The sequence below is a fragment of the Pragia fontium DSM 5563 = ATCC 49100 genome (genome assembly GCF_900112475.1).
Lineage (GTDB): Bacteria > Pseudomonadota > Gammaproteobacteria > Enterobacterales > Enterobacteriaceae > Pragia > Pragia fontium.
Window position 1 is genome coordinate 137,447 of record NZ_FOLW01000001.1, and the last position, 25,824, is coordinate 163,270.

23 protein-coding genes are annotated in these 25,824 nt (G+C 47.1%); 4 read left to right on the forward strand and 19 right to left on the reverse strand.

Annotated features, from left to right (window positions below; all coding sequences use genetic code 11):
* Position 1: 1 nt before the first annotated feature.
* From mraY to cybC, 12 genes are all read right to left on the reverse strand, one after another.
* The gene (mraY, locus tag BMZ28_RS00640) at positions 2-1,084 is read right to left on the reverse strand and encodes a phospho-N-acetylmuramoyl-pentapeptide-transferase (RefSeq protein ID WP_074820064.1); all 1,083 of its coding nucleotides are present in this window, start codon (positions 1,082-1,084) and stop codon (positions 2-4) included.
* Positions 1,078-2,454 carry a UDP-N-acetylmuramoyl-tripeptide--D-alanyl-D-alanine ligase gene (murF, locus tag BMZ28_RS00645; protein ID WP_074820066.1) on the reverse strand — a complete coding sequence of 459 codons (1,377 nt, stop codon included), beginning with the start codon at positions 2,452-2,454 and terminating at the stop codon, positions 1,078-1,080. Before murF ends, mraY begins: the two co-directional genes overlap by 7 nt.
* A complete protein-coding gene (gene murE / locus BMZ28_RS00650; RefSeq protein WP_074820069.1) occupies positions 2,451-3,950 on the reverse strand; it encodes a UDP-N-acetylmuramoyl-L-alanyl-D-glutamate--2,6-diaminopimelate ligase in 1,500 nt (499 codons plus the stop codon). The genes murF and murE overlap by 4 nt, the downstream gene beginning before the upstream one ends.
* On the reverse strand, positions 3,937-5,706 hold the full coding sequence (ftsI, locus tag BMZ28_RS00655; protein WP_047780161.1) for a peptidoglycan glycosyltransferase FtsI: 1,770 nt from the start codon (positions 5,704-5,706) through the stop codon (positions 3,937-3,939). Before ftsI ends, murE begins: the two co-directional genes overlap by 14 nt.
* 82 nt (positions 5,707-5,788) lie before the next feature.
* Positions 5,789-6,109 (reverse strand): cell division protein FtsL, encoded by a 321-nt coding sequence (gene ftsL, locus BMZ28_RS00660; protein ID WP_047780160.1) that lies wholly within the window; start codon positions 6,107-6,109, stop codon positions 5,789-5,791.
* Complete coding sequence (gene rsmH / locus BMZ28_RS00665; RefSeq protein ID WP_047780159.1) at positions 6,106-7,047, reverse strand: 16S rRNA (cytosine(1402)-N(4))-methyltransferase RsmH; 942 nt, start codon at positions 7,045-7,047, stop codon at positions 6,106-6,108. Before rsmH ends, ftsL begins: the two co-directional genes overlap by 4 nt.
* A gap of 3 nt (positions 7,048-7,050) precedes the next feature.
* Positions 7,051-7,509, reverse strand: a complete 459-nt coding sequence (gene mraZ, locus BMZ28_RS00670) for a division/cell wall cluster transcriptional repressor MraZ (RefSeq protein WP_047780158.1) — start codon at positions 7,507-7,509, stop codon at positions 7,051-7,053.
* Positions 7,510-8,050: 541 nt separating this feature from the next.
* Complete coding sequence (gene cra / locus BMZ28_RS00675; RefSeq protein ID WP_047780157.1) at positions 8,051-9,061, reverse strand: catabolite repressor/activator; 1,011 nt, start codon at positions 9,059-9,061, stop codon at positions 8,051-8,053.
* Positions 9,062-9,466: 405 nt separating this feature from the next.
* Positions 9,467-9,958, reverse strand: a complete 492-nt coding sequence (gene ilvN / locus BMZ28_RS00680; RefSeq protein ID WP_047780156.1) for an acetolactate synthase small subunit — start codon at positions 9,956-9,958, stop codon at positions 9,467-9,469.
* Positions 9,959-9,960: 2 nt separating this feature from the next.
* Positions 9,961-11,679: an acetolactate synthase 3 large subunit gene (gene ilvI, locus BMZ28_RS00685; protein WP_074820074.1), complete on the reverse strand. Its 1,719-nt coding sequence runs from the start codon at positions 11,677-11,679 to the stop codon at positions 9,961-9,963.
* 414 nt (positions 11,680-12,093) lie between these two features.
* Complete coding sequence (locus BMZ28_RS00690; protein WP_047780154.1) at positions 12,094-13,893, reverse strand: AMP-dependent synthetase/ligase; 1,800 nt, start codon at positions 13,891-13,893, stop codon at positions 12,094-12,096.
* 309 nt (positions 13,894-14,202) lie between these two features.
* Positions 14,203-14,589 carry a cytochrome b562 gene (cybC, locus tag BMZ28_RS00695; protein WP_074820076.1) on the reverse strand — a complete coding sequence of 129 codons (387 nt, stop codon included), beginning with the start codon at positions 14,587-14,589 and terminating at the stop codon, positions 14,203-14,205.
* A 607-nt stretch (positions 14,590-15,196) separates the two neighbouring features.
* On the opposite strand from cybC, the gene leuA reads away from it, so the two are divergent.
* Genes leuA through leuD form a run of 4 tightly spaced genes read left to right on the forward strand, consistent with a single transcriptional unit; the run spans position 15,197 to position 19,912 of the window.
* The gene (gene leuA / locus BMZ28_RS00700) at positions 15,197-16,750 is read left to right on the forward strand and encodes a 2-isopropylmalate synthase (protein ID WP_074820078.1); all 1,554 of its coding nucleotides are present in this window, start codon (positions 15,197-15,199) and stop codon (positions 16,748-16,750) included.
* A gap of 51 nt (positions 16,751-16,801) precedes the next feature.
* The gene (gene leuB / locus BMZ28_RS00705; RefSeq protein WP_047780151.1) at positions 16,802-17,893 is read left to right on the forward strand and encodes a 3-isopropylmalate dehydrogenase; all 1,092 of its coding nucleotides are present in this window, start codon (positions 16,802-16,804) and stop codon (positions 17,891-17,893) included.
* Positions 17,894-17,895: 2 nt separating this feature from the next.
* Complete coding sequence (gene leuC / locus BMZ28_RS00710; protein ID WP_074820080.1) at positions 17,896-19,296, forward strand: 3-isopropylmalate dehydratase large subunit; 1,401 nt, start codon at positions 17,896-17,898, stop codon at positions 19,294-19,296.
* A gap of 13 nt (positions 19,297-19,309) precedes the next feature.
* Positions 19,310-19,912 carry a 3-isopropylmalate dehydratase small subunit gene (leuD, locus tag BMZ28_RS00715; RefSeq protein WP_074820082.1) on the forward strand — a complete coding sequence of 201 codons (603 nt, stop codon included), beginning with the start codon at positions 19,310-19,312 and terminating at the stop codon, positions 19,910-19,912.
* A 962-nt stretch (positions 19,913-20,874) separates the two neighbouring features.
* Here the strand turns inward: leuD and lafU are convergent.
* Genes lafU through fliS form a run of 7 tightly spaced genes read right to left on the reverse strand, consistent with a single transcriptional unit; the run spans position 20,875 to position 25,806 of the window.
* Positions 20,875-21,831, reverse strand: a complete 957-nt coding sequence (gene lafU, locus BMZ28_RS00720; protein WP_074820083.1) for a putative lateral flagellar export/assembly protein LafU — start codon at positions 21,829-21,831, stop codon at positions 20,875-20,877.
* On the reverse strand, positions 21,831-22,694 hold the full coding sequence (gene motA, locus BMZ28_RS00725) for a flagellar motor stator protein MotA (protein ID WP_047780147.1): 864 nt from the start codon (positions 22,692-22,694) through the stop codon (positions 21,831-21,833). The genes lafU and motA overlap by 1 nt, the downstream gene beginning before the upstream one ends.
* A 12-nt stretch (positions 22,695-22,706) precedes the next feature.
* Entirely contained in the window at positions 22,707-23,417 is a 711-nt protein-coding gene (locus tag BMZ28_RS00730) for a FliA/WhiG family RNA polymerase sigma factor (protein WP_047782513.1), read from the reverse strand.
* A gap of 30 nt (positions 23,418-23,447) precedes the next feature.
* The gene (locus BMZ28_RS00735; RefSeq protein ID WP_047780146.1) at positions 23,448-23,939 is read right to left on the reverse strand and encodes a flagellar basal body-associated FliL family protein; all 492 of its coding nucleotides are present in this window, start codon (positions 23,937-23,939) and stop codon (positions 23,448-23,450) included.
* A 14-nt stretch (positions 23,940-23,953) separates the two neighbouring features.
* On the reverse strand, positions 23,954-25,099 hold the full coding sequence (locus BMZ28_RS17275) for a flagellar hook-length control protein FliK (RefSeq protein WP_074820086.1): 1,146 nt from the start codon (positions 25,097-25,099) through the stop codon (positions 23,954-23,956).
* 4 nt (positions 25,100-25,103) lie between these two features.
* Positions 25,104-25,418, reverse strand: coding sequence for a hypothetical protein (locus BMZ28_RS00745; RefSeq protein WP_047780145.1), 315 nt, complete (start codon positions 25,416-25,418; stop codon positions 25,104-25,106).
* The gene (gene fliS / locus BMZ28_RS00750; RefSeq protein WP_047780144.1) at positions 25,411-25,806 is read right to left on the reverse strand and encodes a flagellar export chaperone FliS; all 396 of its coding nucleotides are present in this window, start codon (positions 25,804-25,806) and stop codon (positions 25,411-25,413) included. The genes BMZ28_RS00745 and fliS overlap by 8 nt, the downstream gene beginning before the upstream one ends.
* Positions 25,807-25,824: the final 18 nt, after the last annotated feature.

Consider the following 25,824-nt stretch of genomic DNA (forward strand, 5'->3'; position numbering starts at 1 on the left):
ATTACCGCACCTTGAGCGTAGCTAAGCCAATTAATACCAGCATTAATGAGATAATCCAGAAACGCACAATCACTCGCGGTTCTGGCCAGCCTTTCAATTCATAGTGGTGGTGAATCGGCGCCATGCGGAAAATACGCTGACCGCGCAGTTTGAACGATCCCACCTGCAAAATTACCGACAGGGTTTCAACGACAAATACCCCACCCATAATCACTAATAAGAATTCCTGACGCAGCAGTACCGCTATCACACCCAACGCACCACCCAAAGCAAGGGAACCCACATCGCCCATAAATACTTGCGCCGGGTAAGTATTGAACCACAGGAAACCTAGCCCCGCCCCGACAATCGCGGTGCAGAAAATCACCAGTTCGCCAGCGTGACGAATATAGGGAATATGTAAATAGTTAGCAAAATTGACGTTACCGGTCGCCCAAGCCACCAAACTAAAACCGGCGGCTACAAACACCGTTGGCATGATAGCCAGACCATCTAAACCATCAGTCAGGTTAACTGCGTTACTGGTACCCACAATAACAAAGTAAGAAAGCAGGATATAAAGCACGCCTAACTGCGGCATAATATCTTTAAAGAACGGAACCACCAGCTGCGTTGCTGGTGTGTCTTTACCAATGGCATACATGGTAAACGCGACAATTAAGGCGATCACGGATTGCCAAAAATATTTCCAGCGCGCTATCAACCCTTTGGTATCTTTACGTACCACTTTGCGATAGTCATCAACAAAACCAACTACCCCATAACCCAGCAGGACAAACAACGAACACCAGATATAAGGATTGCTTAAGTTAGCCCACAGCAGCACAGAAACAGTGATCGATACCAGAATCAGGATACCGCCCATGGTTGGCGTACCACGTTTACTGAAATGAGATTCCGGACCATCATTGCGTACAACCTGACCAATTTGCAGTTTTTGCAAGAAGGCAATCAAGCGAGGCCCCATCCACAAAGAGAGGAATAACGCGGTCAGCAGACTCACGATAGCGCGAAACGTCAAATAAGAAAAAACGTTAAAACCGGAATAAAATGAAACCAGATGTTCCGCCAGCCATACTAACATTGTGCTATCTCCTGTACTCTGCGTACTACCTGCTCCATTGCGGCACTACGTGAACCTTTGATTAAAATTGTCATGACCGCATGCTCAGATAGCAATTCACCCAGACGTTTAGCGACAGCCTCTTTATCCCTAAAGTGCTCACCATTACCGCTTTCCATACTTATCATTTCACTTAACTGACCAACGCTTAATACTTTATCGACGCCAGCAAGACGCGCTGCCTCACCAACCTGACGGTGGCAATCTTCAGCTTCATCACCTAATTCCCCCATATCGCCAACTACCATCACACGATAGCCCGGCATGGAAGCCAGCACCTGTGCGGCCGCGGTCATCGAACCCACGTTAGCGTTATAGGTATCATCCAGTAATAGCTTGCCTTCACTTAACTGAACCGGGAACAAACGGCCTGGAACCGCTTTAAGCAGGGACAACCCCTGTTTAACATTCTCTAATGTGGCACCAACGGATAGGGCTAATGCCGCCGCGGCTAAGGCGTTTGCAATATTGTGCTTACCCGGCAAAGGCAGCTGTACCGCGATATTGCCCATGGGAGAATGCAGTACAAAATCCGTTCCCTGATGATTGACCACCACATCCGTGGCATAAAACTCAACGTTTGCGGTCTGCCCGGCAGAAAAACGCCATACTTGCTTATCCGCCAGCAAAGACTGCCAACCGGTTAAATCATTGCTGTCGGCATTAATAATCGCTACGCCATGGGGCGGTAATCCTTGAAAAATCTCACCCTTAGCTTTTGCCACGCCAGCCAGAGAACCAAACCCTTCCAAATGCGCCGACGCTAAGTTATTTACCAGCGCAGTTTCAGGATGAGTCAACGCGGTAGTATAGGCAATCTCACCACCATGGTTGGCACCCAGCTCAACCACGGCAAACTTATGTGCTTTCGTCAGGCGTAATAGCGTGAGAGGAACACCGATATCGTTATTAAGATTACCGGCGGTATATAGCACGCTACCGCACTGTTGCAAAATCGTCGCGGTCATTTCTTTAACGCTGGTTTTACCGGATGAACCGGTCAGCGCCACTACTCTGGCCGTCACTTGCTGTCTGACCCAAGCACCTATTTGGCCTAAGGCAATACGCGTATCGCTCACAACAATCTGCGAGACATCCAACGGTAAATGCTGACTCACCAATAGCGCTCCGGCACCGGCTTTAAGCGCATCAGCAGCAAAATCATGAGCATCAAAACGCTCACCTTTTAATGCGATAAACAGGCAACCATCAACGATCTTGCGGGTATCAGTAATCACATCCGTTATCTGACGGCCGGTAATGTCGGTGGTAGAGGCAATTAATTTACCCTCCACCACGTTAGCCAGTTGAGTCAGCGTTATTGGAATCATGCCATGACTCCTGCTGCTATCCCCAGCAGATTAGCGACCGTTGTGCGATCGGAATAGTCTAAACGGCGATTACCGATTACTTGATAGTCTTCGTGACCTTTACCGGCGATCACCACAACATCATCGGCTTTAGCCTGCATCACCACACTGGTTACCGCCTCAGCACGGCCATGAATCACATGAGCATGGCCAGCATCAACAAATCCGGTCAAGATATCTGCCACAATCGCTTGTGGATCTTCGCTACGAGGATTGTCATCAGTGACAATCACTCGATCGGCAAACTGCTCAGCAATACCACCCATCAGTGGGCGCTTACCGCGATCTCTGTCACCGCCGCAGCCAAACACGCACCAAAGCTGACCTTTACAATGCAGTCTCGCCGCTTCCAACGCTTTTTCTAATGCATCTGGAGTGTGGGCATAATCCACCACAATCGTCGGTTTTCCCGGTGCAGTAAATACTTCCATACGACCACATACCGGCTGTAAACTCGATGCAGTCTCAATTAAACCGCTTAATTCATAACCTAAAGCCAGCATGGTGGTTAATGCCACTAGAAGATTACTGACGTTAAATTGCCCCAGCAGTCGGCTTTCAATCACACCGCCGCCCCAACTGGAATCAAACTTAACCGTTGCACCATTATCGTGATAAGACACTTCCAAGGTACGCAACCAGCGCCCTTGCCAACCGACAGGAAGATTATCTTCCATGGTCACTGCGATGGCATTGGGCATATCGGCAATACGACGTAATCCAACTGCATCATCCACGTTAATAATCGCTTCACCCACCTGATGCTGATTAAACAGCAGCCACTTAGCCGCTTCGTATTCTTGCATCGTGCCGTGATAATCAAGATGATCGCGGCTAAGGTTGGTAAAAGCAGCAGCGGCAAACTTCAGTGCAGCAACGCGGTTCTGAACCAGACCATGGGAAGACACTTCCATGGCGGTAAACGTCGCGCCCTGCTGAGTTAAATCGCTTAATTCATGCTGTACATCAATCGCTGAACCAGTGGTATTCTCCGTCGGTATCACATGACCCAGCAGACCATTACCCACCGTGCCCATCACCGCACTGCGTTCACCCAGCAGTTGCCCCCACTGAGCCAATAGCTGAGTGGTAGTAGTTTTACCATTGGTTCCGGTTACGCCAACCAAACGCATTTTTTCCGACGGTTGCTGATAAAAACGACCGGCCAACGCGGACAGATGTTTATTCAACTGTGCAATGTAAATAATCGGTACGCCGTGGGACATGGCTACAGAACCATCGGTTGCTTCGCCCTCCGCTTCAGCAATCACCGCACTAACGCCCTGAGCGATGGCCTGAGCGATATAACGACGCCCATCAACTTTATGCCCCTTAATCGCAAGAAACAGATCGCCGGCGGCGGCCGTTCGGCTATCCAAGGTCATCTCTTTTAACTTGCGCTCAGGAACCTGAATATTCCACGGAGCGAGCAGATCGCTTAAATTAAGATCGGCCACTGGTAGCTCCTTTCTGGTTAATCACTAATTCGTTTTTATCATCCACGGGCAATGCATCGGGTTCGATGTTCATGGTCCGTAAAACCCCGCCCATAATGGCACCAAAAACCGGCGCTGAAATAGCACCGCCGTAATACTGACCGGCACTTGGATCGTTGATGACAACAACCAGTGCATAGCGTGGTTTACTGGCCGGAGCGACTCCAGCAGTATAGGCAATATATTTATTTATGTAGCCGCCATTAGGACCAACTTTTTTCGCGGTCCCGGTTTTAATCGCAATACGATAACCTTTGATTGCTGCCTTGGTACCACCACCGCCCGGTAAGGCTACGGCCTCCATCATATGCACCACAGTACGCACGGTGCTTTCAGGGAAAATACGTTTTCCCTGTACCGGTGGATCGACTTTAGTAATGGAGAGAGGGCGATAAACACCAAAGCTGCCCATAGTGGCGTAAGCACGCGCTAACTGTAATGGCGTAACCATTAGCCCGTAACCAAATGAATAAGTCGCTCTTTCAATATCAGACCAGCGCTTTCTTTGTAAAAACAGACCGCTGCTTTCGCCGACTAATCCCAAATTGGTTGGTTTGCCCAAGCCAAAACGAGAGTAGGTATCCACTAACGCGTCCGATGGCATATCTAACGCTAAATGGGAAACCCCGACGTTACTGGATTTTTGCAGAATACCGGTAATGGTTAACTCAGGATAAAGCGCCACGTCTTTAATTTCATGGCCGTTTACCCGATAAGGTCGGGTATTCAATACTGAGTTTTCTTTAATAATGCCCCGATCCAACGCGGTCATGACCACCATCGGCTTAACCGTTGAACCCGGTTCAAACATATCGGTAATCGCCCGGTTACGGAAGAAATCCTCCGGCGTACCGACCCTGTTATTCGGGTTATAGGACGGGCTGTTGGCCATAGCCAGAATCTCACCGGTATTCACGTCAACCAATACCGCGGTACCCGACTCGGCCTTATTCAAAGCAACCGCATTACTTAACTCACGATAAACCAGTGCCTGTAAACGCTCATCAATACTTAAGGTCAGGTTGTGGGCAGCCTGACTGTCAACCGAGGAGATATCTTCAATCACTCGGCCAAAACGGTCTTTACGTACCGTACGCTCACCGGATTTACCCACCAGTTTATCTTCAAAACTTTTTTCAATGCCTTCCAAGCCGCTATCATCAATATTGGTAAAACCGACAATATGAGCGGTTACCGGGCCAGCGGGATAGAAGCGACGTGACTCACCTTTTAGATAGATACCGGGCAGCTTGAGTTTACGAACATACTCTGCGGTTTCAGCATTAATCTGGCGTGCTAAATAGACAAAACGCCCCCTTGGATTGGCGTTAATGCGTTCGCTAAGTTTTTCTAACGGCATACCCGTGACATCCGCTAGCGCTTTCCAACGCATATCCGGCGAAATACCGCCACGTTCATTGAGTTCTTTCGGATCGGCCCAGATAGCATTAACCGGTACGCTTACCGCCAATGGACGACCAAAGCGGTCAGAAATCATGCCTCGAGCGGTAGGGACTTCCTGAACGCGCAAAGAGCGCATATCGCCCTCTTTGACCAATCTATCCGGTTCAATCACTTGTAGCCAGGCAGCCCGAGCCATTAGGCCAAACATCGCCAATAGAATAAACAGACAAAGCAAACCAAAACGCCAGCTTACAAAGCCGGTTTCGTTCTCTGGACGCTTGATCTTAATTTTATTGGTTCGTGCTGTTTTCATGTAAGTTTATTAGCCACCGTGATTTATCATTTCGTTTATCGGATAAATATTCATCCATTAACGTTTACTGACTCCAGCTACTCTATTTCTGGATAACAATTTGTTCCTGATCGGGCGTAACGTGCTGCATTTGTATTTTTTCATTAGCCAGACGTTCTATTCGGCTATGGTCGCCCAGGGCATTCTCTTCCAAAATCAGGTTACGCCACTCAATTTCCAACGCTTCACGCTCTAAAATCAGCTGCTCCCGCTCGGCAGTGAGTAAACGTGTACGATGGCTGGATAACACCACGGCCATCGCTGAAACTAAAACCAACACCATAAAAATCAGCGGCAATTTAGCGTGACGTAACAGGTCATCACCAATAATGCTGACTAAGTTATGGCGCTCATTTGGAATCATTCCGCCGTCCTTTCGGCAATGCGTAGCACCGAACTACGTGCCCGCGCATTATCGGCGACTTCACGTTCTGACGGCATCATTTTGCCCAGCGCCTTTAATTTTCTACCGCCGTGCTGCTTCAACTGCTCTTCCGTTAACGGCAGCCCAGCCGGAACCTGTGGCCCTTTGCTATGCTGACGAATAAAGCGTTTAACCATCCGGTCTTCCAACGAGTGGAAACTGATAACCGACAGTCGGCCACCTTCTGCCAATACATCCAGAGACCCGTCCAGTGCACGCTCGATCTCTTCCAGCTCACTGTTGATGTAGATACGAATAGCTTGAAAGCTTCGAGTCGCCGGGTGTTTATGCTTGTCACGAATCGGTGTGGCAGTGGCAATTAATTCGGCCAGTTCACGGGTTCGGGTTAACGGCTGTTCGCGATTACGCTCCACAATGGCGCGAGCGATACGCTTGGAAAAACGTTCTTCACCAAAGGTTTTTAATACCCAGGCAATATCTTCTTCTTCCGCTTTCATCAACCATTCCGCCGCAGACAAACCGCGGGTCGGGTCCATACGCATGTCCAACGGCCCATCACGCATAAAAGAAAAACCGCGTTCGGCATCATCCAGCTGCGGCGAAGAAACCCCTAAATCGAGTAACACGCCATTTATTTTGCCTTCCAGATGCAAATCGCGCATATATTCAGCTAAATCGGAAAAAGGACCGTGGATAATGGAAAAACGGGGATCGTTGATGGTTGAAGCGGCTTCAATGGCCTGAGGATCACGGTCAATGGCGATCAAGCGCCCTTCTGGCCCCAGTTGAGATAGAATCAGGCGCGAGTGTCCACCACGGCCAAAAGTACCGTCAATATAGATACCATCTTGCCGAATGCTTAAGGCGTTAACTGCTTCATCCAAAAGCACCGTGGTGTGCTGATAGTTATTCAACATAAGTTATAATGAAAAATCCTGTAACCGCTCTGATAAAGGTGAGTTGGCAGATAGCTCAGCCTCAATATCTTGTTTAACTTGTTGATACCAGTTGTCTTCACTCCACAATTCAAACTTATTGAATTGACCAACCAGCATCACTTCTTTTACCAAGTCCGCATGTTGCCGCAATGTATTAGCAATCAACAAACGACCGGCATTATCCATCTGGCACTCACTGGCATGACCTAACAGCAAGCGTTGCACGCGACGCTCAACCGGATTCATACTGGAAAGCTTGGATAATTTTTGCTCAATTTTTTCCCATTCAGGTAAGGGGTAAAGCAACAGGCACGGCTGATGGAGGTCAATGGTACAAACCAATTGGCCTTCACATCCATCCAGCAATGAATCCCGATAGCGAGTAGGGATTGCCAGACGCCCCTTACTATCAAGATTTACCGTTGTTGCTCCACGAAACATGGGCTGGTCACTCCTTAGCGACAAGTTTTACCACTTTACCCCACAAATCCCCACTTGAATAGAGTTTACGGAGGGTATTAAAAGATTGTCAAGACGAAGTACCAATACTTTTCCTCAAATAGAGGCTAATTTTGTCACCAGAAATAAATTAAAACCGTGTTTATTTAAAATAAATATAAATAACTCTATGAATAGTAATGTTTATTTTATTCGAGTGATAAACGAAGTGTTAGCAGTGATACATTTTGGCAATCAATTAATAAAATTTCCGTTAATTCAAAAAATATGCCTCAACAACCACAATGCTATCTGAATGAAGTGAACGAGGGAGAATATATTAGGTGCGTTATTCTAATCGGGGATGAATCATTGGCTTTAGCGTTTAATCGTAACATAAAGTAACGCCAGTCTATTACTCGCCGATCCTATGGCAATATCGTAAAAAGCAAAACAGAGAGTTAATCACTAACTCTCTGTTTTATTAATAACTTTAAGCGGTAAATCTATCAAAAATTGTATAATCAGGCTGTTTTTGAGGTTTTTATGACTGAACCCTGCTTAAACAACCACGTCGGAACAGGCTACGACGAATGCGCGTTAATCCCGGCTTTGGCTTCTGAGTTTCATCAATGCTTGCCAACACCAGCTCAAGTACCCGCTCAGCAACTTCCCGGTGACGCTGGGCTACGGACAAGACCGGACACTCAAGAAAATCCAATAGTTCATTATCACCAAAGGTGGCGATAGCCAGATCCGAGGGTAAGTGCCCCTGCTTTTGCAGAATCACATCCATCACGCCCTGCAACAGAGCAAATGACGTGGTGTAGATCGCCTGAGGAATCGGATTAGATTTCAGCCATTGGCCAAATGCTTCAGCAGCTGATTCGCGCTCATAGCTGTTAGCATATAAATAGCTTACTGGGCGTTTGTCATCTTTCCATGCCTGACGGAAGCCCTGCTCACGCAATTGGCTAACGGATAATTCGGGTAATGCCCCGATATAGGCAACGGTTTCCGCTTTAAAAGTCCGGAATTCTGAAGCCAACATTTCGGAGTCTTCATAGTCAGCACCGACCACACTAATGAAATGCTCACGATCTAACGCACGGTCAAGGGCAATAATCGGTAATGGGCTATTAATCCAACGCTGATAGAAAGGATGCTCCGGCGGTAACGCCGTCGAAATAATCAATGCATCAACCTTACGTTGCAGTAAATGTTCCACACAGCGCATTTCATTGTCGGGTTGGTCTTCCGAGCAGGCAATCAATAACTGATAGCCCCGCTGACGCGCCTGACGCTCAAGATAATTAGCAATCCGCGTATAACTGGTATTTTCTAAATCTGGAATAACCAAGCCGATAGAACGAGTACGACCGGCACGTAAACCGGCGGCAACGGCATTGGGTTGATAATTATGCTCCCGGACTACCGCCATGACTTTCTCAACTGTTTTATCGCTCACACGGTATTGTTTAGCTTTGCCATTAATTACATAGCTAGCAGTCGTGCGTGAAACGCCAGCGAGACGCGCAATTTCATCCAGTTTCACATTAACCCCTTAAGTATTATTTCGCCCTGTCATTGGAGGCTGAATAGCTATACTAATACAAATAACTTTCAACAAGGTAGATCTAACCCAAGATATAACAATTGAGCAAGGGCTTAATCCATTCAGTCAGTTTAATACAAAATAAAAAGCTCTACACCGGGTAGAGCTTGGGACTTTTTCAAATTGGGCCTAACGAGTATTCTGGCTGTAAAAACCTGTATAAATATCACCTAAGTGCTCAGCCGGAAAACCATCAGTACTCAGCAACGACTAGCGTCGGGCCTGGAATGGCTACGGGCACTCCGGCAGCTTTCGCTGCTACGACCCCCACGCCATTCCCTCCCTCCGATTGAGTGTATGTCAGTAGACTACTTTTTTACTTCTTCGCCCCCAACACACCTCAACCTAACGCATAATCCGCTCACCGCGACCAACGCCCACCAAACCAGAACGAGCGACTTCAACAATCTCTCCCGCTTCACGAATGGCAGCTAAAAACGCATCCAGCTTACCGCTGGTACCGACTAACTGGACGGTATACAGGGATGAGGTCACATCAACAATTTGCCCACGGAAGATATCCGCGCAGCGTTTAACCTCTTCTCTGCCTTCACCGGAAACCCGCAGCTTCACCAGCATGATTTCCCGTTCCACACAGTCGCTTTCCGTCAATTCAGTGACTCGCAACACATCAACCAGCTTATGTAGCTGTTTTTCAATCTGTTCGAGAACTTTCGCGTCCCCTTTAGTTTGAATCGTCATACGAGATAACGTTGGATCGTCCGTTGGCGCAACGGTCAAACTTTCAATGTTGTAGCCACGTTGGGAGAACAGACCAATAACGCGAGACAGAGCTCCTGACTCATTTTCCAGTAATACCGATAATATACGGCGCATGATCAGCTCCTCTCCGTTCTGCTTAACCACATTTCATCCATCGACCCGCCGCGAATCTGCATAGGATAGACGTGTTCTCTTTCATCGACGGCAACATCAACAAACACCAGCTTATTTTTAACCGCTAATGCTTCCGCCAGTTTACTTTCCAATTCTTCCGGCTTGCTAATGGATATACCGATATGACCATAAGCTTCTGCAAGCTTGATGAAATCAGGTAACGAATCCATATAAGAATGGGAATGACGACCGGCATAGATCAGATCTTGCCACTGCTTAACCATACCCAAGAATTTATTATTCAGGTTCAATACGACAACCGGCAAATCATATTGTAGCGCAGTAGATAACTCCTGAATATTCATCTGAATACTGCCATCACCGGTCACGCAAACCACCGTCTCTTGCGGCAGTGCCAGTTTGATCCCCAGAGCTGCCGGTAAGCCAAAGCCCATGGTGCCTAAACCACCAGAGTTAACCCAGTGGCGAGGTTTATCGAATGGATAGTAAAGCGCAGCAAACATTTGGTGTTGACCAACGTCTGACGCGATATAGGCTTTACCTTCGGTTAAACGATACAGGGTTTCAATAACCGCCTGAGGCTTGATGCGATCGCCGCCTTTATCGTAGGCCAATGAGTTTTTAGTGCGCCATTCATCAATGCGCGCCCACCAACCATCCAGATTTTCAAATTGCTGAGATGCATCGCGCTGCTTCAGCAAGTCCAACATCTGATTTAATACCTGCTTGGCATCACCAACAATTGGAACATCCGCGTTAACCGTTTTAGAGATCGATGTTGGGTCAATGTCGATATGCAAAACCGTCGCGTTCGGACAGTACTTCTCTAAATTATTGGTGGTACGATCATCAAACCGCACTCCAACAGCAAAAATCAGGTCACAATGATGCATGGTCATATTGGCTTCGTAGGTACCATGCATACCTAACATCCCGACAAAATGCTTATCGGTTGAAGGAAAAGCTCCCAGCCCCATCAACGAACTGGCTACCGGTAGATTGAGTTTTTCCACCAGCGCTTTCAATTCCACATCACAGGCCGAAGTAATCGCCCCACCGCCAACATAAACCACCGGGTTCTTGGCTGCCAATAACATCTGTAGCGCACGCTTTATCTGCCCGCGATGACCTTGTATCGTTGGGTTATAAGAACGCATTGAGATTTGTTCTGGGTAAGAATACGGAATTTTAATCGCCGGATTAAGAATATCCTTCGGTAAATCAACTACCACAGGCCCAGGTCGACCGGTACTCGCAACGTAAAACGCCTTTTTCAGCACGCTTGGAATATCTTCCGCATGCTTCACCAGAAAACTGTGTTTTACCACTGGGCGAGAAATTCCCACCATATCGCATTCCTGGAAAGCATCGTTACCGATTAGCGACGTCGGAACCTGCCCGGAAAGAACCACCAGTGGAATAGAGTCCATGTACGCCGTTGCAATACCAGTTATCGCATTGGTGGCGCCCGGACCGGATGTCACCAGCACCACGCCCACCTCACCGGTCGCGCGTGCAAAACCATCCGCCATATGCACCGCAGCCTGCTCATGACGCACCAAAATATGATCGATGCCACCCACCGTATGCAGCGCATCGTAAATATCCAGTACCGCGCCCCCCGGATAACCAAATACATGTTTAACGCCTTGATCGATCAGCGATCGGACAACGATCTCAGCTCCTGACAACGACTCCATGGGGCTCTCCTCCAGGTTATTTTATGTTGTGTTCACTGGCGATTTATCGCCATCGAATTATTTATAGGGTTTTACCCATGATTATATTGAATTATGACCGTTGGTCTGCCAATCAAGAGCAGTCATTCTGATAAATCATTTCCCGGTATAAACCGCGATAACGTCAGATAAAAAATAGCCAACGGACAGCTTATTACCATACCGTTGCTTTCCCACGCTGGCAAAGGCAATTTTATGTCCGACGCAAGAAAGTTTATCTGAAAGCTAACAGATTGTTTATTGAAGCAATTGAATTTTAGATAGGATAAGAGCCGCTTTAACGGCTCTATAGGGAATGGGCATAAACAAAGAACGGGTCAACACCGCACTTACCATCGGTGGAACTTCCCCAACCGATGCTAAAGAATGGCGTGATTATTCCCGATACATCTTCTCTATTTCGCTCTGATAGCGGTTTAATATCACTTTGCGACGCAGTTTAAGCGTTGGGGTAAGCTCCCCCTGCTCCATGCTAAAAGCATCAGGTAGCAACGTAAAACGCTTCACCTGTTCAAAACGTGCCAACTCTTTCTGCAATTCATTCAGCCGTTTTTCAAACAGCTCAACAATATGGCTATTGCGCAGCAGCTCCAAACGATCTTTATAAATCAGATTCATTGAATGGGCATACTCTTCCAGACTGGCAAAACAGGGCACAATCAGCGCTGAAACAAACTTACGCGCATCTGCGACAACAGCGATTTGGTCGATAAAGCGATCCTGCCCTAACGCCCCTTCAATCGCCTGTGGAGCAATATACTTGCCGCACGAGGTTTTCATTAAATCTTTAATTCGTTCGGTAATAAACAAATTACCACATTCATCCATCATGCCGGCATCACCGGTCTTTAACCAACCATCGCTAGTGAATGCCTCGGCGGAAGCCTGTGGACGATTGTAATAACCGCGCATCACGATTGGGCCACGAATCTGAATTTCATTCTCTTCGCCAATGCGTACATCAACGCCTGGTAACGGTCGACCAATCGAGCCAAAGCGGAAACCAGTTTCTTCCCAGCAGGAAACCGTTGCACAGGTTTCTGTCATGCCGTAACCATAGGTGATATGTAAACCAACCGCGTGGAAAAACAGAATAATATTATCATCCAGTTTTGCCCCGGCAGCCGGTAAAAAGCGCACATTACCGCCTAATATACCCCGTAGCTTGGTTAGCACCAGCTTATCGGCCAAACGATGACAGACTGACAGCAGTGGGTTCAAACTTTTACCCTGATGCTGAGCCCAGAATTTACGTTGGCCACACCAAATCGCTGCGCGGAACAAGCCTCTCCGATGCCACGGCGCCTGAGCAACTTTGTCATGAATCGCCGAGAACACCTTTTCATAGAAACGAGGAACCGCACACATCACCGTTGGTTTGACATCCGACATGGCTTCACGCACTGCCGCCGTATCACGCAGATACACGTTCTGCGCCCCGGCGTGCATCACATACAAACTCCACGCTCGTTCAAATACGTGAGAAAGAGGTAGGAAACTAAGAGAGACATCCTCAGCACTCACCGTCAGACGTTCATCATGCAGGCAAAACTGGGTAGCCAGATTGCGATAATCCAGCATCACGCCTTTTGGCTCGCCAGTCGTGCCGGAGGTATAAATCAGGGTAAACAGATCGTCAATATTTCGATCGTCAATACGCGACTGCAATTCGGCTAAATGACTGTCATCCGCTAATCGACAAAAATCATCAAGATGAATAGCGATATCGCAATCACCTAAATCAATCTGACTATCGAAGGCAATAATACGCTCTAGCTGAGGACAAAGCTCACGGATGGTTAACGCCGCATCCATCTGAGCCTGCGCACCAACAAACAGAGTACGCGCTTGTGCATCGTTGATCACAAACGCAGACTGGGCAGGGGTATTAGTTGAGTAAATCGGCACACCGATAGCACGTAAATGCTGGATAGATAAATCCGTGATGGCCCAATCCATACTATTAGTAGCAAAAATAGCAACACGATCCTGAACCTGTACACCGGTACTCAACAGAGCCCGGGCAATCAAGGAAATGCGTTCGCCAATTTGTTGCCAGCTCAGAGCGTTTTCCTGATGCTGGTGCCATTCCCTGAAAGCAATCCTGTCCGGATTTTGTTGAATACGATCTTGTACCCGTGCGACAGGATGAAATTGCTCAAGAGTTTGGTTCATAAAGTTGTTTCTCATTTCAGCTTACAGCTGTTCGCTGTTTTTATGATGGGCAGTCTACATTTTCTTTCTCATGGGTCAATGAAAATTCATTGAATATGCAAAAGCAGTAACAAACTTTAACTAAGTTGACAGAGATAGAAGAAAGTCAGTCCGGGGAAATTTTTCAGAAAAAATGGAAGGGGTGTTTATCTTTCAGACAATATAGCGGCAATCAGGATAAGCATACATATTAACCCCTGAATAACCGCTTTCAGGTATAGATACCGCCATACTTTCACAGAAACGGCGGTGTCTCTTCACGCAATACGATTACTTATATTTCTGGTGATACTCGTTACGCGTCATTTTGAACTGTTGCGCCGCTTCTTTGGCCTTATCTAACTGACCCGCATCGGCTAATGCTTTAGCACCGTCAATTTCCCCCATCAATACATCTAATCCATGGCGGTAGTCTTTCATACTGGCACTATCTTTATCCTGACCTTTCAGCTTGTCCGGTACGCCCTGTTGAGCTTTAGTGGCGGCGTCTTTCATTGCAGCCAATCCCTGCTTAAACTCATCAGGAGAGTTGGTGCTTAGAATCGTGCCGTAATTTTTAGCAATCACCATCATCTGATCTTGTACTTCATTAGCCTGACTTAGTGTACTGACGGATACCAACGTCATACCAATCAGCATCGCTAACCATTTATTCATGACATGCTCCTAATTATATTATTAATAAAATTATTTTATTTTCACTGCAATAATATAGTGTAGCTGTTCTGGAAATAAAGTAAGTCGTACAGAAAAAACTCACCCTATTAATGAGCAAACGATCTTATTCGTCCAATCATCCAAGGGGCAGAAACTAAATATTTTGATTCAGTACGATAATTTCATTGAAAATACAGACTTTATAGTATGTCACTATATAGCCTTCTAAATAGCGACCTTCACTTAATACATGCATCAAATCAGATTTGGATTTTGGAAAAAACGCTATTTACCTGTCAATCAACTGAATTAGCAGGTGGTTTTTTTCATTCAAATCCAAAACAATTATTGACAAACCAACGTCAATCCAGTATCAATTTACCCCATTGCTAATTTATGACATTAAGAGCACTGAATCACATGATTAAAACTGTTCGTCTCCTCAGCCTCCTCCTCCTCGCATCTCGTTGCGCGGCTGGCTTGTGGAACTCGAACTGATCAGATTCAGACAAAACACAAGAAACCCGCGCTGCCTGCGCGGGTTTTTTTTTGACCTCGCAGGGCGTTTCAACCCGATAAACCGGTCTAAAAGTAGAAGGAACACAATATGAGCCAGCAAGTCATTATTTTTGATACCACCCTGCGGGACGGCGAACAGGCATTACAGGCCAGTCTGAGCGTCAAAGAAAAAATGCAGATCGCGTTAGCCCTGGAGCGTATGGGCGTAGACGTGATGGAAGTCGGTTTTCCGGTTTCCTCCCCCGGTGACTTTGAATCAGTGCAAAGTATCGCTCGCCAAATTAAAAACAGCCGGGTATGTGCTTTAGCCCGCTGCGTAGATAAAGATATTGATGTAGCCGCAGAAGCATTGCGCGTAGCCGAAGCCTTCCGTATTCACGTGTTCTTAGCTACCTCCACCTTACATATTGAATCCAAGTTGAAGCGCTCTTTTGAAGATGTGATGGAAATGGCTATCCGTTCAGTGAAAAGAGCCCGTAATCACACCGATGATGTCGAATTCTCCTGTGAAGATGCAGGCCGTACCCCAATCGATAATCTGTGCCGTATTGTCGAAGCGGCTATTAATGCCGGTGCTACCACCATTAACATTCCTGATACCGTCGGCTATACCGTTCCACGTCAGTTTGGCGGCATTATCGAAAGTCTGTATCAACGCGTTCCTAACATTGATAAAGCCATTTTGTCGGTTCACTGCCATGATGACTTGGGCATGTCGGTAGCCAACTCCATTACCGCCGTTCAGGCCGGTGCTCGTCAAATAGAAGGCACCATCAACGGTATCGGCGAACGTGCCGGTAACTGTGCGCTGGAAGAAGTGATTATGGCGATTAAAGTGCGTCAGGATATCATGGGCGTGCACACCAATATCAATCATCAGGAAATTTACCGCACCAGCCAGTTGGTCAGCCAACTGTGCAATATGCCAGTACCGGCGAATAAAGCCGTGGTCGGTTCCAATGCCTATGCCCACTCTTCCGGTATTCATCAGGATGGCGTGCTGAAGAACCGTGAAACTTACGAAATCATGACGCCAGAATCCATCGGTTTCAGCCAGGTTCAGTTAAACTTAACCTCCCGCTCTGGCCGTGCCGCCGTGAAGCACCGTATGGAAGCCATGGGATATAGCGAAAATGATTACTCGCTGGACGATTTATATGCCGCCTTCCTGAAGTTGGCCGATAAGAAAGGTCAGGTATTTGATTACGATTTGGAAGCTTTAGTCTTCATTAGTAAGCAGCAGGAAGAGCAGGATCATTTTTCTTTGGACTATTTCAGCGTACAGTCAGGTACCAATCTGATGGCAACAGCCTCAGTGCGTTTAGCCTGTGGTGATGAAATCAAGTCAGAAGCCGCTACCGGTAACGGGCCAGTAGATGCCGTTTATCAAGCCGTTAACCGCATTGCTGGCTACCCGATCTCTATTGTGAAGTATCAGTTAACCGCAAAAGGTCAGGGTAAAGATGCATTAGGTCAGGTGGATATCGTGGCTGAATATGAAGGTCGCCGCTTCCACGGTGTTGGTCTGGCAACGGATATCGTTGAGTCTTCTGCCTTGGCATTAGTTCACGTATTGAACCACATTTGGCGGGCGCAGCAGGTTGAACAACAAAAACAGCGCTTGGCCCAATCAGTTGAATAATTTTAAAACACATTAGCAATAACAAAATAAATCATAAAGTATGGAGCAAATATGACGCGTTCTTATCACATTGCAGTTCTGCCCGGAGATGGCATCGGCCCAGAAGTTATGCAGCAGGCGACAAAAGTATTAGATGCGCTGCGCAAGCGCTTTAATATGGATATCACGACCAAAGAATATGATGTCGGTGGTGCTGCCATTGACCGCCACGGTATGCCGCTGCCAGCGGAAACCGTCGCAGGCTGTGAACAGGCTGATGCGATCCTGTTTGGATCGGTTGGCGGGCCAAAATGGGAGCATCTGCCCCCTACCGAACAACCAGAACGTGGCGCGTTATTACCATTAAGAAAACACTTCCAGTTATTCAGTAACCTGCGTCCGGCTAAACTGTATCAGGGTCTGGAAGATTTCAGTCCATTAAGAAGCGATATCTCCCATAAGGGCTTTGATATCTTATGCGTACGTGAACTGACCGGCGGTATTTACTTCGGTCAACCAAAAGGCCGTGAAGGTTCCGGTCCTCAGGAAAAAGCCTTTGATACCGAAGTGTATCATCGCTTTGAAATCGAACGTATTGCTCACATCGCGTTTGAATCGGCCCGTAAACGCCGCCATAAAGTGACGTCTATCGATAAGTCAAACGTACTGCAAAGCTCCATCTTATGGCGTGAAGTGGTCAGTGAAGTGGCCAAGCAATATCCAGACGTAGCCCTGAATCATATGTATATCGACAACGCCACCATGCAAATGGTGAAAGAGCCATCTCAGTTCGATGTGGTGTTATGCTCTAACCTGTTTGGCGATATTCTGTCCGATGAATGTGCCATGATCACCGGCTCGATGGGAATGCTGCCATCTGCCAGCCTGAACGAAAAAGGTTTTGGCTTATACGAGCCTGCTGGTGGTTCCGCTCCGGATATTGCTGGAAAAGACATTGCTAACCCAATTGCCCAAATTCTTTCCCTGTCCTTATTACTGCGCTACAGCCTGAATGCCGGTGATGCTGCCGACGCCGTTGAAAAAGCCATTAATCAGGCATTAGAACAGGGTTACCGTACCTCTGACTTAGCCGGTAATGGTAAATCCGTCAGTACCAGTCAAATGGGCGATATCATCGCTCAGTTCGTTGCACAGGGGGCATAACCATGGCCAAGACACTGTACCAAAAATTATACGATGCTCACGTGGTTTACGAAGCACCCAATGAAACACCGCTGCTGTATATTGACCGTCACTTAGTCCATGAAGTGACGTCGCCGCAGGCCTTCGATGGCTTGCGTGCGATGAAGCGCCCAGTGCGTCAGCCGGGTAAAACCTTCGCCACCATGGATCATAACGTCTCTACTCAAACTAAAGACATTAATGCCTGCGGCGAGATGGCACGAATTCAGATGCAGGAGTTAATGAAAAACTGCAAAGAGTTCAATGTCTCCCTATACGATTTGAATCACCCTTATCAGGGCATTGTTCACGTAATCGGGCCTGAACAAGGGATGACCCTGCCGGGCATGACTATTGTTTGTGGTGACTCCCATACCGCCACTCACGGCGCTTTTGGTTCTTTGGCATTCGGTATCGGTACCTCAGAAGTTGAGCATGTACTGGCAACCCAAACGCTGAAGCAGTCGCGCGCCAAGACCATGAAAATTGAGGTTCAGGGCGATGTCGCTACCGGCATCACCGCGAAAGATATCGTTTTAGCCATCATCGGTAAAATCGGCCACGCTGGCGGTACCGGCTATGTGGTGGAATTCTGCGGTAACGCGATAGAAGCCTTATCCATGGAAGGTCGAATGACCTTATGTAATATGGCGATCGAGATGGGCGCTAAAGCCGGTCTGGTTGCACCTGATGACATCACCTTCAACTACGTTAAAGGTCGTCAGTTTGCTCCTAAAGCAGATCAGTGGGATGAAGCGGTCGCTTACTGGCGCACCCTGAAATCAGATAACGGTGCCAAATTTGATGCGGTAATCAGCTTAAATGCTGCTGATATCGCACCACAGGTAACCTGGGGTACTAACCCCGGTCAGGTTATGGCGATTGATCAAGTCATTCCTGAACCCGCCTCTTTCACCGATCCGGTAGAACGCGCTTCAGCAGAAAAAGCGTTAGCCTATATGGATCTGAAAGCCGGTACCAAATTAACCGATGTCGCCATTGATAAAGTATTTATCGGTTCATGCACTAACTCGCGTATTGAAGATTTACGCGCAGCGGCAGAAGTCGCCAAAGGCCGCAAAGTCGCCCCTGGCGTGGTCGCTATGGTGGTACCTGGCTCTGGCCCGGTTAAAGCGCAAGCTGAAGAAGAAGGTTTGGATAAGATCTTTATTGAAGCGGGCTTTGAGTGGCGTTTACCCGGTTGTTCTATGTGCTTAGCCATGAATAATGACCGCTTAAACCCAGGTGAGCGCTGTGCTTCAACCAGTAACCGTAACTTTGAAGGCCGTCAGGGCCGCGGTGGCCGTACTCATTTAGTGAGCCCGGCAATGGCAGCCGCCGCTGCCGTCAGCGGTCACTTTGCCGATATCCGTAAGCTGAGCTAAGGAGACACCCAGCATGACTAAATTTACTCAACATACCGGCATTGTGGTTCCGTTAGATGCAGCAAACGTTGATACTGACGCCATTATTCCGAAACAGTTTTTGCAGAAAGTCACCCGCACCGGTTTCGGCCAGCATTTGTTTAACGACTGGCGCTTTTTGGACGATGCCGGCCAGCAGCCGAATCCTGACTTTGTGTTGAACAAACCGCGTTACAAAGGCGCTTCGATTCTGCTAACCCGTGAAAACTTTGGCTGTGGTTCATCCCGTGAGCATGCGCCATGGGCCTTAACCGATTATGGTTTTAAAGTAGTTATCGCGCCAAGCTTCGCCGATATCTTCTACGGTAACTCATTTAACAACCAGCTGTTGCCGGTGATTCTGAGCGAAACCGAAATTGATGAACTGTTTAATCTGGTGGCAAGTCAGGAAGGCGTCGAGTTTACGGTTGATCTGGAAAACCAAGCGGTTATGGCCGGCGGTAAGCGTTATGCATTCAATATTGATGCATTCCGTAAACACTGCATGATTAACGGTCTGGACAGCATTGGCTTAACCCTGCAACACGGTGATGCTATCGCCGCCTATGAAGCTAAACAACCGGCGTTTTTGCGTTGATGGTTTGATTAAGGTATTTCTCCCTTACCGTCATCCCAATTCTCGTCATCCCAATTATCCCCGCGAAAGCGGGGATCTCATCTTTAAGCCAAACATTGTCATTAAGCTAAAACCTGGATGCTGGTTTTAGCTTAATGACGAAGGGTACTGAGTAGGTTATATCGGCAATATTAATGCCGTCATCCTCACGAAAGCGGGAACGCGTAGCCGCAGGCGAAGCTAACATTCACATAGTGAATGGCCCGAAGGGGGAGCGCAGCGAATCATCTCATCTTTAAGCCAAACGTTGTCATTAAGCTAAACCTGGATGCTGGTTATCACCAGCATGACGAAGGGTACTGAGTAGGCCATATTAATAATATTAATGCCGTCATCCTCGCGAAAGCGCTGAGGAATCCCCACAAATTTTTTCTTTGGGGATTCAAAGGATTAAAGTGGGTGTTTTGTGAGCGATTTGTTCCACTTATTAGTGACTCAGTCAGAATATGATCGCATTCCCCCCCTTCGTCATTCCGGTGAAAACCGGAACGCGTAGCCGCAGGCGTAGCAAACATTCGCATAGCGAATGGCCCGAAGGGGAGCGCAGCGAATCATCTAATGTTTTCGCTTAACGACAACGCTTGGCTTAAGAACGAGATCCCCGCTTTCGCGGGGATGACGGTATAAATGTGGGAATGACAATATAAATCATAGTTAAGAATTCATGTTTATTTTTCTGGGGATTCCTCAGCGCGAAAGTGGGAATGCGTAGCCATAGATTTTCACTGGAATGACGTAGGGGAGTCGCCAACGGCGACCTGGATTCGGGGCGAAGGCGTGGGAGTGCAGAGGGCGTTCGCCTAACGCCCTCTTCTCGGCCACGTGCACCTACGTTGATTAATGCTCTGCACTGATAGTGGACGAAACTTTCGCTGTCATTAAGCTTAACTGACAAGCATTAGGACTAAATGCCCCCATTAACATTAACCTGCGGCATTCTGCGTAAGTTTATCCGCCGCTGGCTTCACCACTTTCTCACCGTGATCGCCAAAGAACTGATACAGGGCATCCGCCGCACTTTTGGTCAGAACCATAATTTCAATTCTGCGGTTCTGTGCACCGTCAGGATCGTTTTTATCCAGCAGCATCTGAGAAGACATGGCATTAACTTGCAGCACTTTGCTTTCGTCCAGACCACTTTTCTCTAACACTCTCCGTGCTTCCAGCGCCCGGTCACCGGACAGATTCCAGTTATTATAATTTTCTCGGCTCTTATAAGGCACCGCATCGGTATGGCCGGTGATAATCATTGGATTATCAATTTCATTAAACACCGGGCCAAGCTGCATCAGCAAGTCATTAAAAAAAGGTGATAAGTGCGCACTACCGCGCTGGAACATTTCCCGAGAATTATCATCCTGAATTAAAATACGTAACCCCTGCGGCACAATTTCAATATTCAGGTTAGAGCCAGCGTCCAACGCCTCGGTGATTTTTAAAATCACCCGAGCCAGTTCTTCCATTTCCATTTTGGAGTTATTTAAAGCTGCCGCCAAAGAAACCCGAGGATTAGGAATCTGTGGTAATGGTGGCTGAATCGAACGATGGGGAGCAATATTTGAGGTTTTCTCTAGCGGAATCGTTCCCGAACTCACCGGCGCTCTCACCGGCATCGGCTTCGCGGGTAAACCATCAAATGAACTAATCGGTGAAAAAGGATTACCGTCAAAAATGGAATGACGGTTAAGCATAGAAACAATTTCTTCACGCTCTTCCTGAGACACTGAGTTAACAATCCACAGCACCATAAACAGCGCCATCATTGCCAACGTAAAATCAGCAAAGGCCACTTTCCATGCGCCGGTATGCAGCGCATGATGCCCACGTTTAGACGAACGTTTAATTATCGTGGTATGACCCGACTTTCCAGCCCTCTTCATTATGCCGCTTCCATCATCTCATTAACCCAGGCATCCAGCTTGGCAAAGGTCGGTTTAGTATCTAACGGCAGCATTTTGCGTCCGGCATCCACCGCCAACAACGTTGGCTTACCGGCAACGTGATTGACTAATACGGTACGAACACATTCCAACAGTGAAAGCTGAATACGTGAGCGCTGCTCCATTGCATTAGATAATGGATCTAACAGACAATAACTAAAAAATACGCCGAGGAAAGTTCCCACCAGTGCAGCAGCAACTTTTAAACCGATAACCGCAATGGAACCATCGATAGACTGCATGGTAATAATAATACCCAAAACCGCAGCACAGATACCAAATCCAGGCATCGCTTCAGCAATACGCTGCATTGAACGGGAAGGAATTAAAATTTCATCTTCAACCGCTTCAATTTCCTGCTCAAGGATCCCTTCAAGCTCATGCTCATTAATTTTGCCCATCGCCATCAGTCGGAAGTTATCTGATACGAAGGTCATCAATTTTTTATCTTTAAGCAGTAAAGGGTAACGCTGAAATAAAGTACTCTCTTCCGGTACTTCAATATGTTGATCCAGTACTTTTAAGCCGCCATCCTGTACCATTTCCAGCAGCTCATACAGCATCATTAGTAACTGACGTTGAAATTCTGCGGTATATTCGCTTTTCTTAAATGAGGCTTTACTCTGAGCAAAAATCTCTTTTAGCACATGCTTCGGGTTAGCAATCACCAAAGCACCAAATCCAGCGCCCAAAATAATAATAATTTCAGCAGGCTGCCATATCGAAACAATTTTACCACCGGCGGCAACATATCCACCAAAAACGCAACCAAATACAATTAGCATGCCTAATAATTTCTGCATAACTTCCTCAAACTAGAAAAAACACTTAATTTTTTCAGAAATTTTCTTGTTCATCTGACAGATACGCGCTTCAGTCAGGTCCATAACCAATGCAATTTCTTTTAAACTCATCTCTTCCTGATAGTAGAGACTCAAAATCACTTTCTCACGCTCATCCAGCGACTTAATCGCCGTGGCTAACATTCTCCGGGCGATCTCTTCATCTTCAATAGAACGGCTTTGCAATACGTCCGTCTGAGATTCTGGCATCAACAATTCATCCAGACTCTCCATTGCTCTGGCACTATCCAGCAGCAAATATTCTTGATATTCCTCAGCGGAAATGCCCAGTGCCTGAGAAATTTCGTCAAAATTGGGTTCTTTACCCAGCTTTTTAGTCAGTTCACGAATCGCATCATTTAACTTATGCGTTTTCTGACGTAAACGCCGTGGCCGCCAGTCAAGCTGACGCAGTTCATCCAATATTGCCCCTCTGACCCGATGAATCGCATAAGCGGCAAACTGCTCATCTGGCGGACCGTAACGTCTTAAACAGTCCAATAATCCCATTAGCGCAATTTGTTCCATATCCTGACGATCCATAACGCTACTGGCCTGAAATGCCAGCTGGTTCACCGTGCGCTTGACCAGAGGTAGGTAGCTTTTCAGATGTGCCTCCTCTTCCTGCGCACTCATCAGAGCGACATCTTGAAACTCCGCTATCCCATGCGTTGTAGTATGCATTTCGCTCATTACTCCGTATCCAGTTCCCCGCTATTGGAAAACCATTTTGCTGATCAATACGTCATTGAATGTGACTGTCATATTCAGGCCCTTATAGGCCTTCTGATACTCAGCCAACAACTTTTTTCTTAAGTCCGATACGTTGGTGTTACGAATATCGGAGTACTTCATATTGGTCAGCAGGTTCACCGTTGAGCTCTGTATTAAAGGTATAGCACTTTCAATTTTTTTCACACTGTCGGTATCTTTGGCCGTCAACGCTAAATCCAGTAACAAATAGTGTTCATATCCGCTGGCGTTATTACCGGATAAATCAGAATTCAAAGTGATAACAATATTTTTAATGGTGACGAAGTGAACCTCAGTTTCCTTTTCTTTGGAGGAAAACAGGCTGCTAATACCGGATCCTTCCTTATCTTGTTCTTTTGTCGCCATACCATTACCGGCAAAGAACATGACGCATCCCGTTAAAGAGGCGCTAAAAATCGCTACAATTAAGGCCAGTACTATATTTTTTTTCATCCGCTCAAAATCCCTTAAGCTGTCGTTAAGATGGTGTCATCTTTCGGTTTTGCTGACTCTTCAGCCTCGGACTGTTTGGCAATTTCAGGTTCCTGAGGCTGCCCATTCGCTTGGCGATGCTGCCCCTGCTGTTGCTGCTGTCCATTTGAGGTAATTTGTACGCTAACCTGAGTAAAATTTTGTTCAACCAGAGTCTGTCTCAACTCATGGCTAATTTGTTGCAGCGCCTTATAGATATCATTCTGATTGGCATTGATCTGCACTTGCAGCTTGCCGCCGTCCATATGAAGCGAAATATCAATCTTGCCCATATCCGGTGGATCAAGGCGAATAGTGGCGTGCTGAATTCGATTATCGCTCTGGATTTGTAACCTATCGCTTAATACTGAATGCAGCTGCTGCGACCAATTTTCCTGTCTTGGCTGCATCTTTACCGTAGACCAGTTAGCAGTACGCTCAACCGTCTGGTCTTCCGTTGATAAACTATTTGGCAACCCCGTCATTATTGACGCCAGAGATGTCGATGACGATGCTGATGACACCGTCGATGAACCTTCGGTCTTGTCCAGCAGCGATCTCACCATCGTCAATGGTGTCGTTGTTGCCGCAACTTCAGGTTGAGTGTTCTCAGTGCGTAACATCGGCGTCGGATTCAGTAACTCGGTCAAATTGACGTTTGCCGCAGGCATCGCCGGACCTTGAGCCACCAGTCCATTATTTAACAATAAACTTTGTCTCATCTCCGGTGTTATCACCGGCGTCGCCCCGTTCATTGGCGTAGTTTGCTTTACCGATGCGTCTTGCGGCTGAGCATTGACATCCCCCGTCTTCGGCTTGGGAACTTCACCATTCACCAGATAGGCCAACAATGCCGCAATACCTTCCTGAGGATTACCTGCAGACAGATTCTCCAACAGCAACGCAGGATCGATTTGCACTTCACTACCAGACTCCGGTAGCGTTAAATCCGAGTTTTTATCGGCCATTTCATTGACGTGCGCGGTTAATGCCGGCAATAAATCCGTCAGTGAGAATGTCGCTCCATCCTGCCCTTGACTAGCGCTGGATAATAAGCCCATCAGATTCTCCAGTGGACTTGCCTGTGCCGAGGATTGTCCTGACGCAGGAGAAGAAAACTGGGCAAAAGAGTTAATATTCATTTAGCTACTCTTCCTCATGAAATCCAACCGAGGCGTAGGCTGCCATGCCCTCGCGATTACTCCGATGATGCCGCATTTTGCTTTCGAGTATGACTTGTTCACGACGACAATATTCGATAGTTTTCAAATGCAACTGCTGGAGGCGCTTAAGCGCTTCCAGCGTTTCAGGTGAGAGATCATCCCGCTGACGAAATGTCAGTAATAACTGAGCCACTTTCTGATCAACTTCAAGCAATCGAACCCATTGATGCAGCGAAGCTACGCGCTTTAATTCAATACCTAACTCGCGAATGGCGTTAACCTCATTAACCTCATTCACTTTTGGTACCCAGATTCTTCCAGCCATCGTGGATATTGGCCAAAATAGCTTCAACTTCTTCAATTTGAGTAATTGACAGCTTATCGCTGGCATCGTACAGACGATAAACGCTGTAATCGTACAAGCGGGCTAAATTAATAGACAGCTCGCCGCCTTTTTCAAAATCCAACGCACTGGTTAAGGCGTTCAGAATATCAATACATTTATTGATACTGTGAGCCTTACGCTCATAGCGCTTAGCTTCAATATGGCTTTTTGCCCGCACTAATTCATCCATTAGGCCGTCAAAAAGCATAATCACTAATTGATAAGGCGTTGCCGCTGCCGCTTGCATTGCCAAATCGGATTCCTGATACAGCGAGTATCCATCTGTTTGATTGCTATACATAATTGTCCTTATTTAACT

What these genes read in the sequence shown, in the direction of transcription:
- lafU (WP_074820083.1), bottom strand. Translation starts at nt 21,831, where the DNA reads ATGAAGAGGGCTGGAAAGTCGGGTCATACCACGATAATTAAACGTTCG.
- murF (WP_074820066.1), bottom strand. Translation starts at nt 2,454, where the DNA reads ATGATTCCAATAACGCTGACTCAACTGGCTAACGTGGTGGAGGGTAAA.
- mraY (WP_074820064.1), bottom strand. Translation starts at nt 1,084, where the DNA reads ATGTTAGTATGGCTGGCGGAACATCTGGTTTCATTTTATTCCGGTTTT.
- ftsL (WP_047780160.1), bottom strand. Translation starts at nt 6,109, where the DNA reads ATGATTCCAAATGAGCGCCATAACTTAGTCAGCATTATTGGTGATGAC.
- leuD (WP_074820082.1), top strand. Translation starts at nt 19,310, where the DNA reads ATGACTAAATTTACTCAACATACCGGCATTGTGGTTCCGTTAGATGCA.
- BMZ28_RS00735 (WP_047780146.1), bottom strand. Translation starts at nt 23,939, where the DNA reads ATGAAAAAAAATATAGTACTGGCCTTAATTGTAGCGATTTTTAGCGCC.
- motA (WP_047780147.1), bottom strand. Translation starts at nt 22,694, where the DNA reads ATGCAGAAATTATTAGGCATGCTAATTGTATTTGGTTGCGTTTTTGGT.
- BMZ28_RS00690 (WP_047780154.1), bottom strand. Translation starts at nt 13,893, where the DNA reads ATGAACCAAACTCTTGAGCAATTTCATCCTGTCGCACGGGTACAAGAT.
- fliS (WP_047780144.1), bottom strand. Translation starts at nt 25,806, where the DNA reads ATGTATAGCAATCAAACAGATGGATACTCGCTGTATCAGGAATCCGAT.
- leuC (WP_074820080.1), top strand. Translation starts at nt 17,896, where the DNA reads ATGGCCAAGACACTGTACCAAAAATTATACGATGCTCACGTGGTTTAC.
- leuA (WP_074820078.1), top strand. Translation starts at nt 15,197, where the DNA reads ATGAGCCAGCAAGTCATTATTTTTGATACCACCCTGCGGGACGGCGAA.
- cybC (WP_074820076.1), bottom strand. Translation starts at nt 14,589, where the DNA reads ATGAATAAATGGTTAGCGATGCTGATTGGTATGACGTTGGTATCCGTC.
- BMZ28_RS17275 (WP_074820086.1), bottom strand. Translation starts at nt 25,099, where the DNA reads ATGAATATTAACTCTTTTGCCCAGTTTTCTTCTCCTGCGTCAGGACAA.
- BMZ28_RS00730 (WP_047782513.1), bottom strand. Translation starts at nt 23,417, where the DNA reads ATGCATACTACAACGCATGGGATAGCGGAGTTTCAAGATGTCGCTCTG.
- ilvN (WP_047780156.1), bottom strand. Translation starts at nt 9,958, where the DNA reads ATGCGCCGTATATTATCGGTATTACTGGAAAATGAGTCAGGAGCTCTG.
- rsmH (WP_047780159.1), bottom strand. Translation starts at nt 7,047, where the DNA reads ATGTTGAATAACTATCAGCACACCACGGTGCTTTTGGATGAAGCAGTT.
- ftsI (WP_047780161.1), bottom strand. Translation starts at nt 5,706, where the DNA reads ATGAAAACAGCACGAACCAATAAAATTAAGATCAAGCGTCCAGAGAAC.
- ilvI (WP_074820074.1), bottom strand. Translation starts at nt 11,679, where the DNA reads ATGGAGTCGTTGTCAGGAGCTGAGATCGTTGTCCGATCGCTGATCGAT.
- leuB (WP_047780151.1), top strand. Translation starts at nt 16,802, where the DNA reads ATGACGCGTTCTTATCACATTGCAGTTCTGCCCGGAGATGGCATCGGC.
- mraZ (WP_047780158.1), bottom strand. Translation starts at nt 7,509, where the DNA reads ATGTTTCGTGGAGCAACAACGGTAAATCTTGATAGTAAGGGGCGTCTG.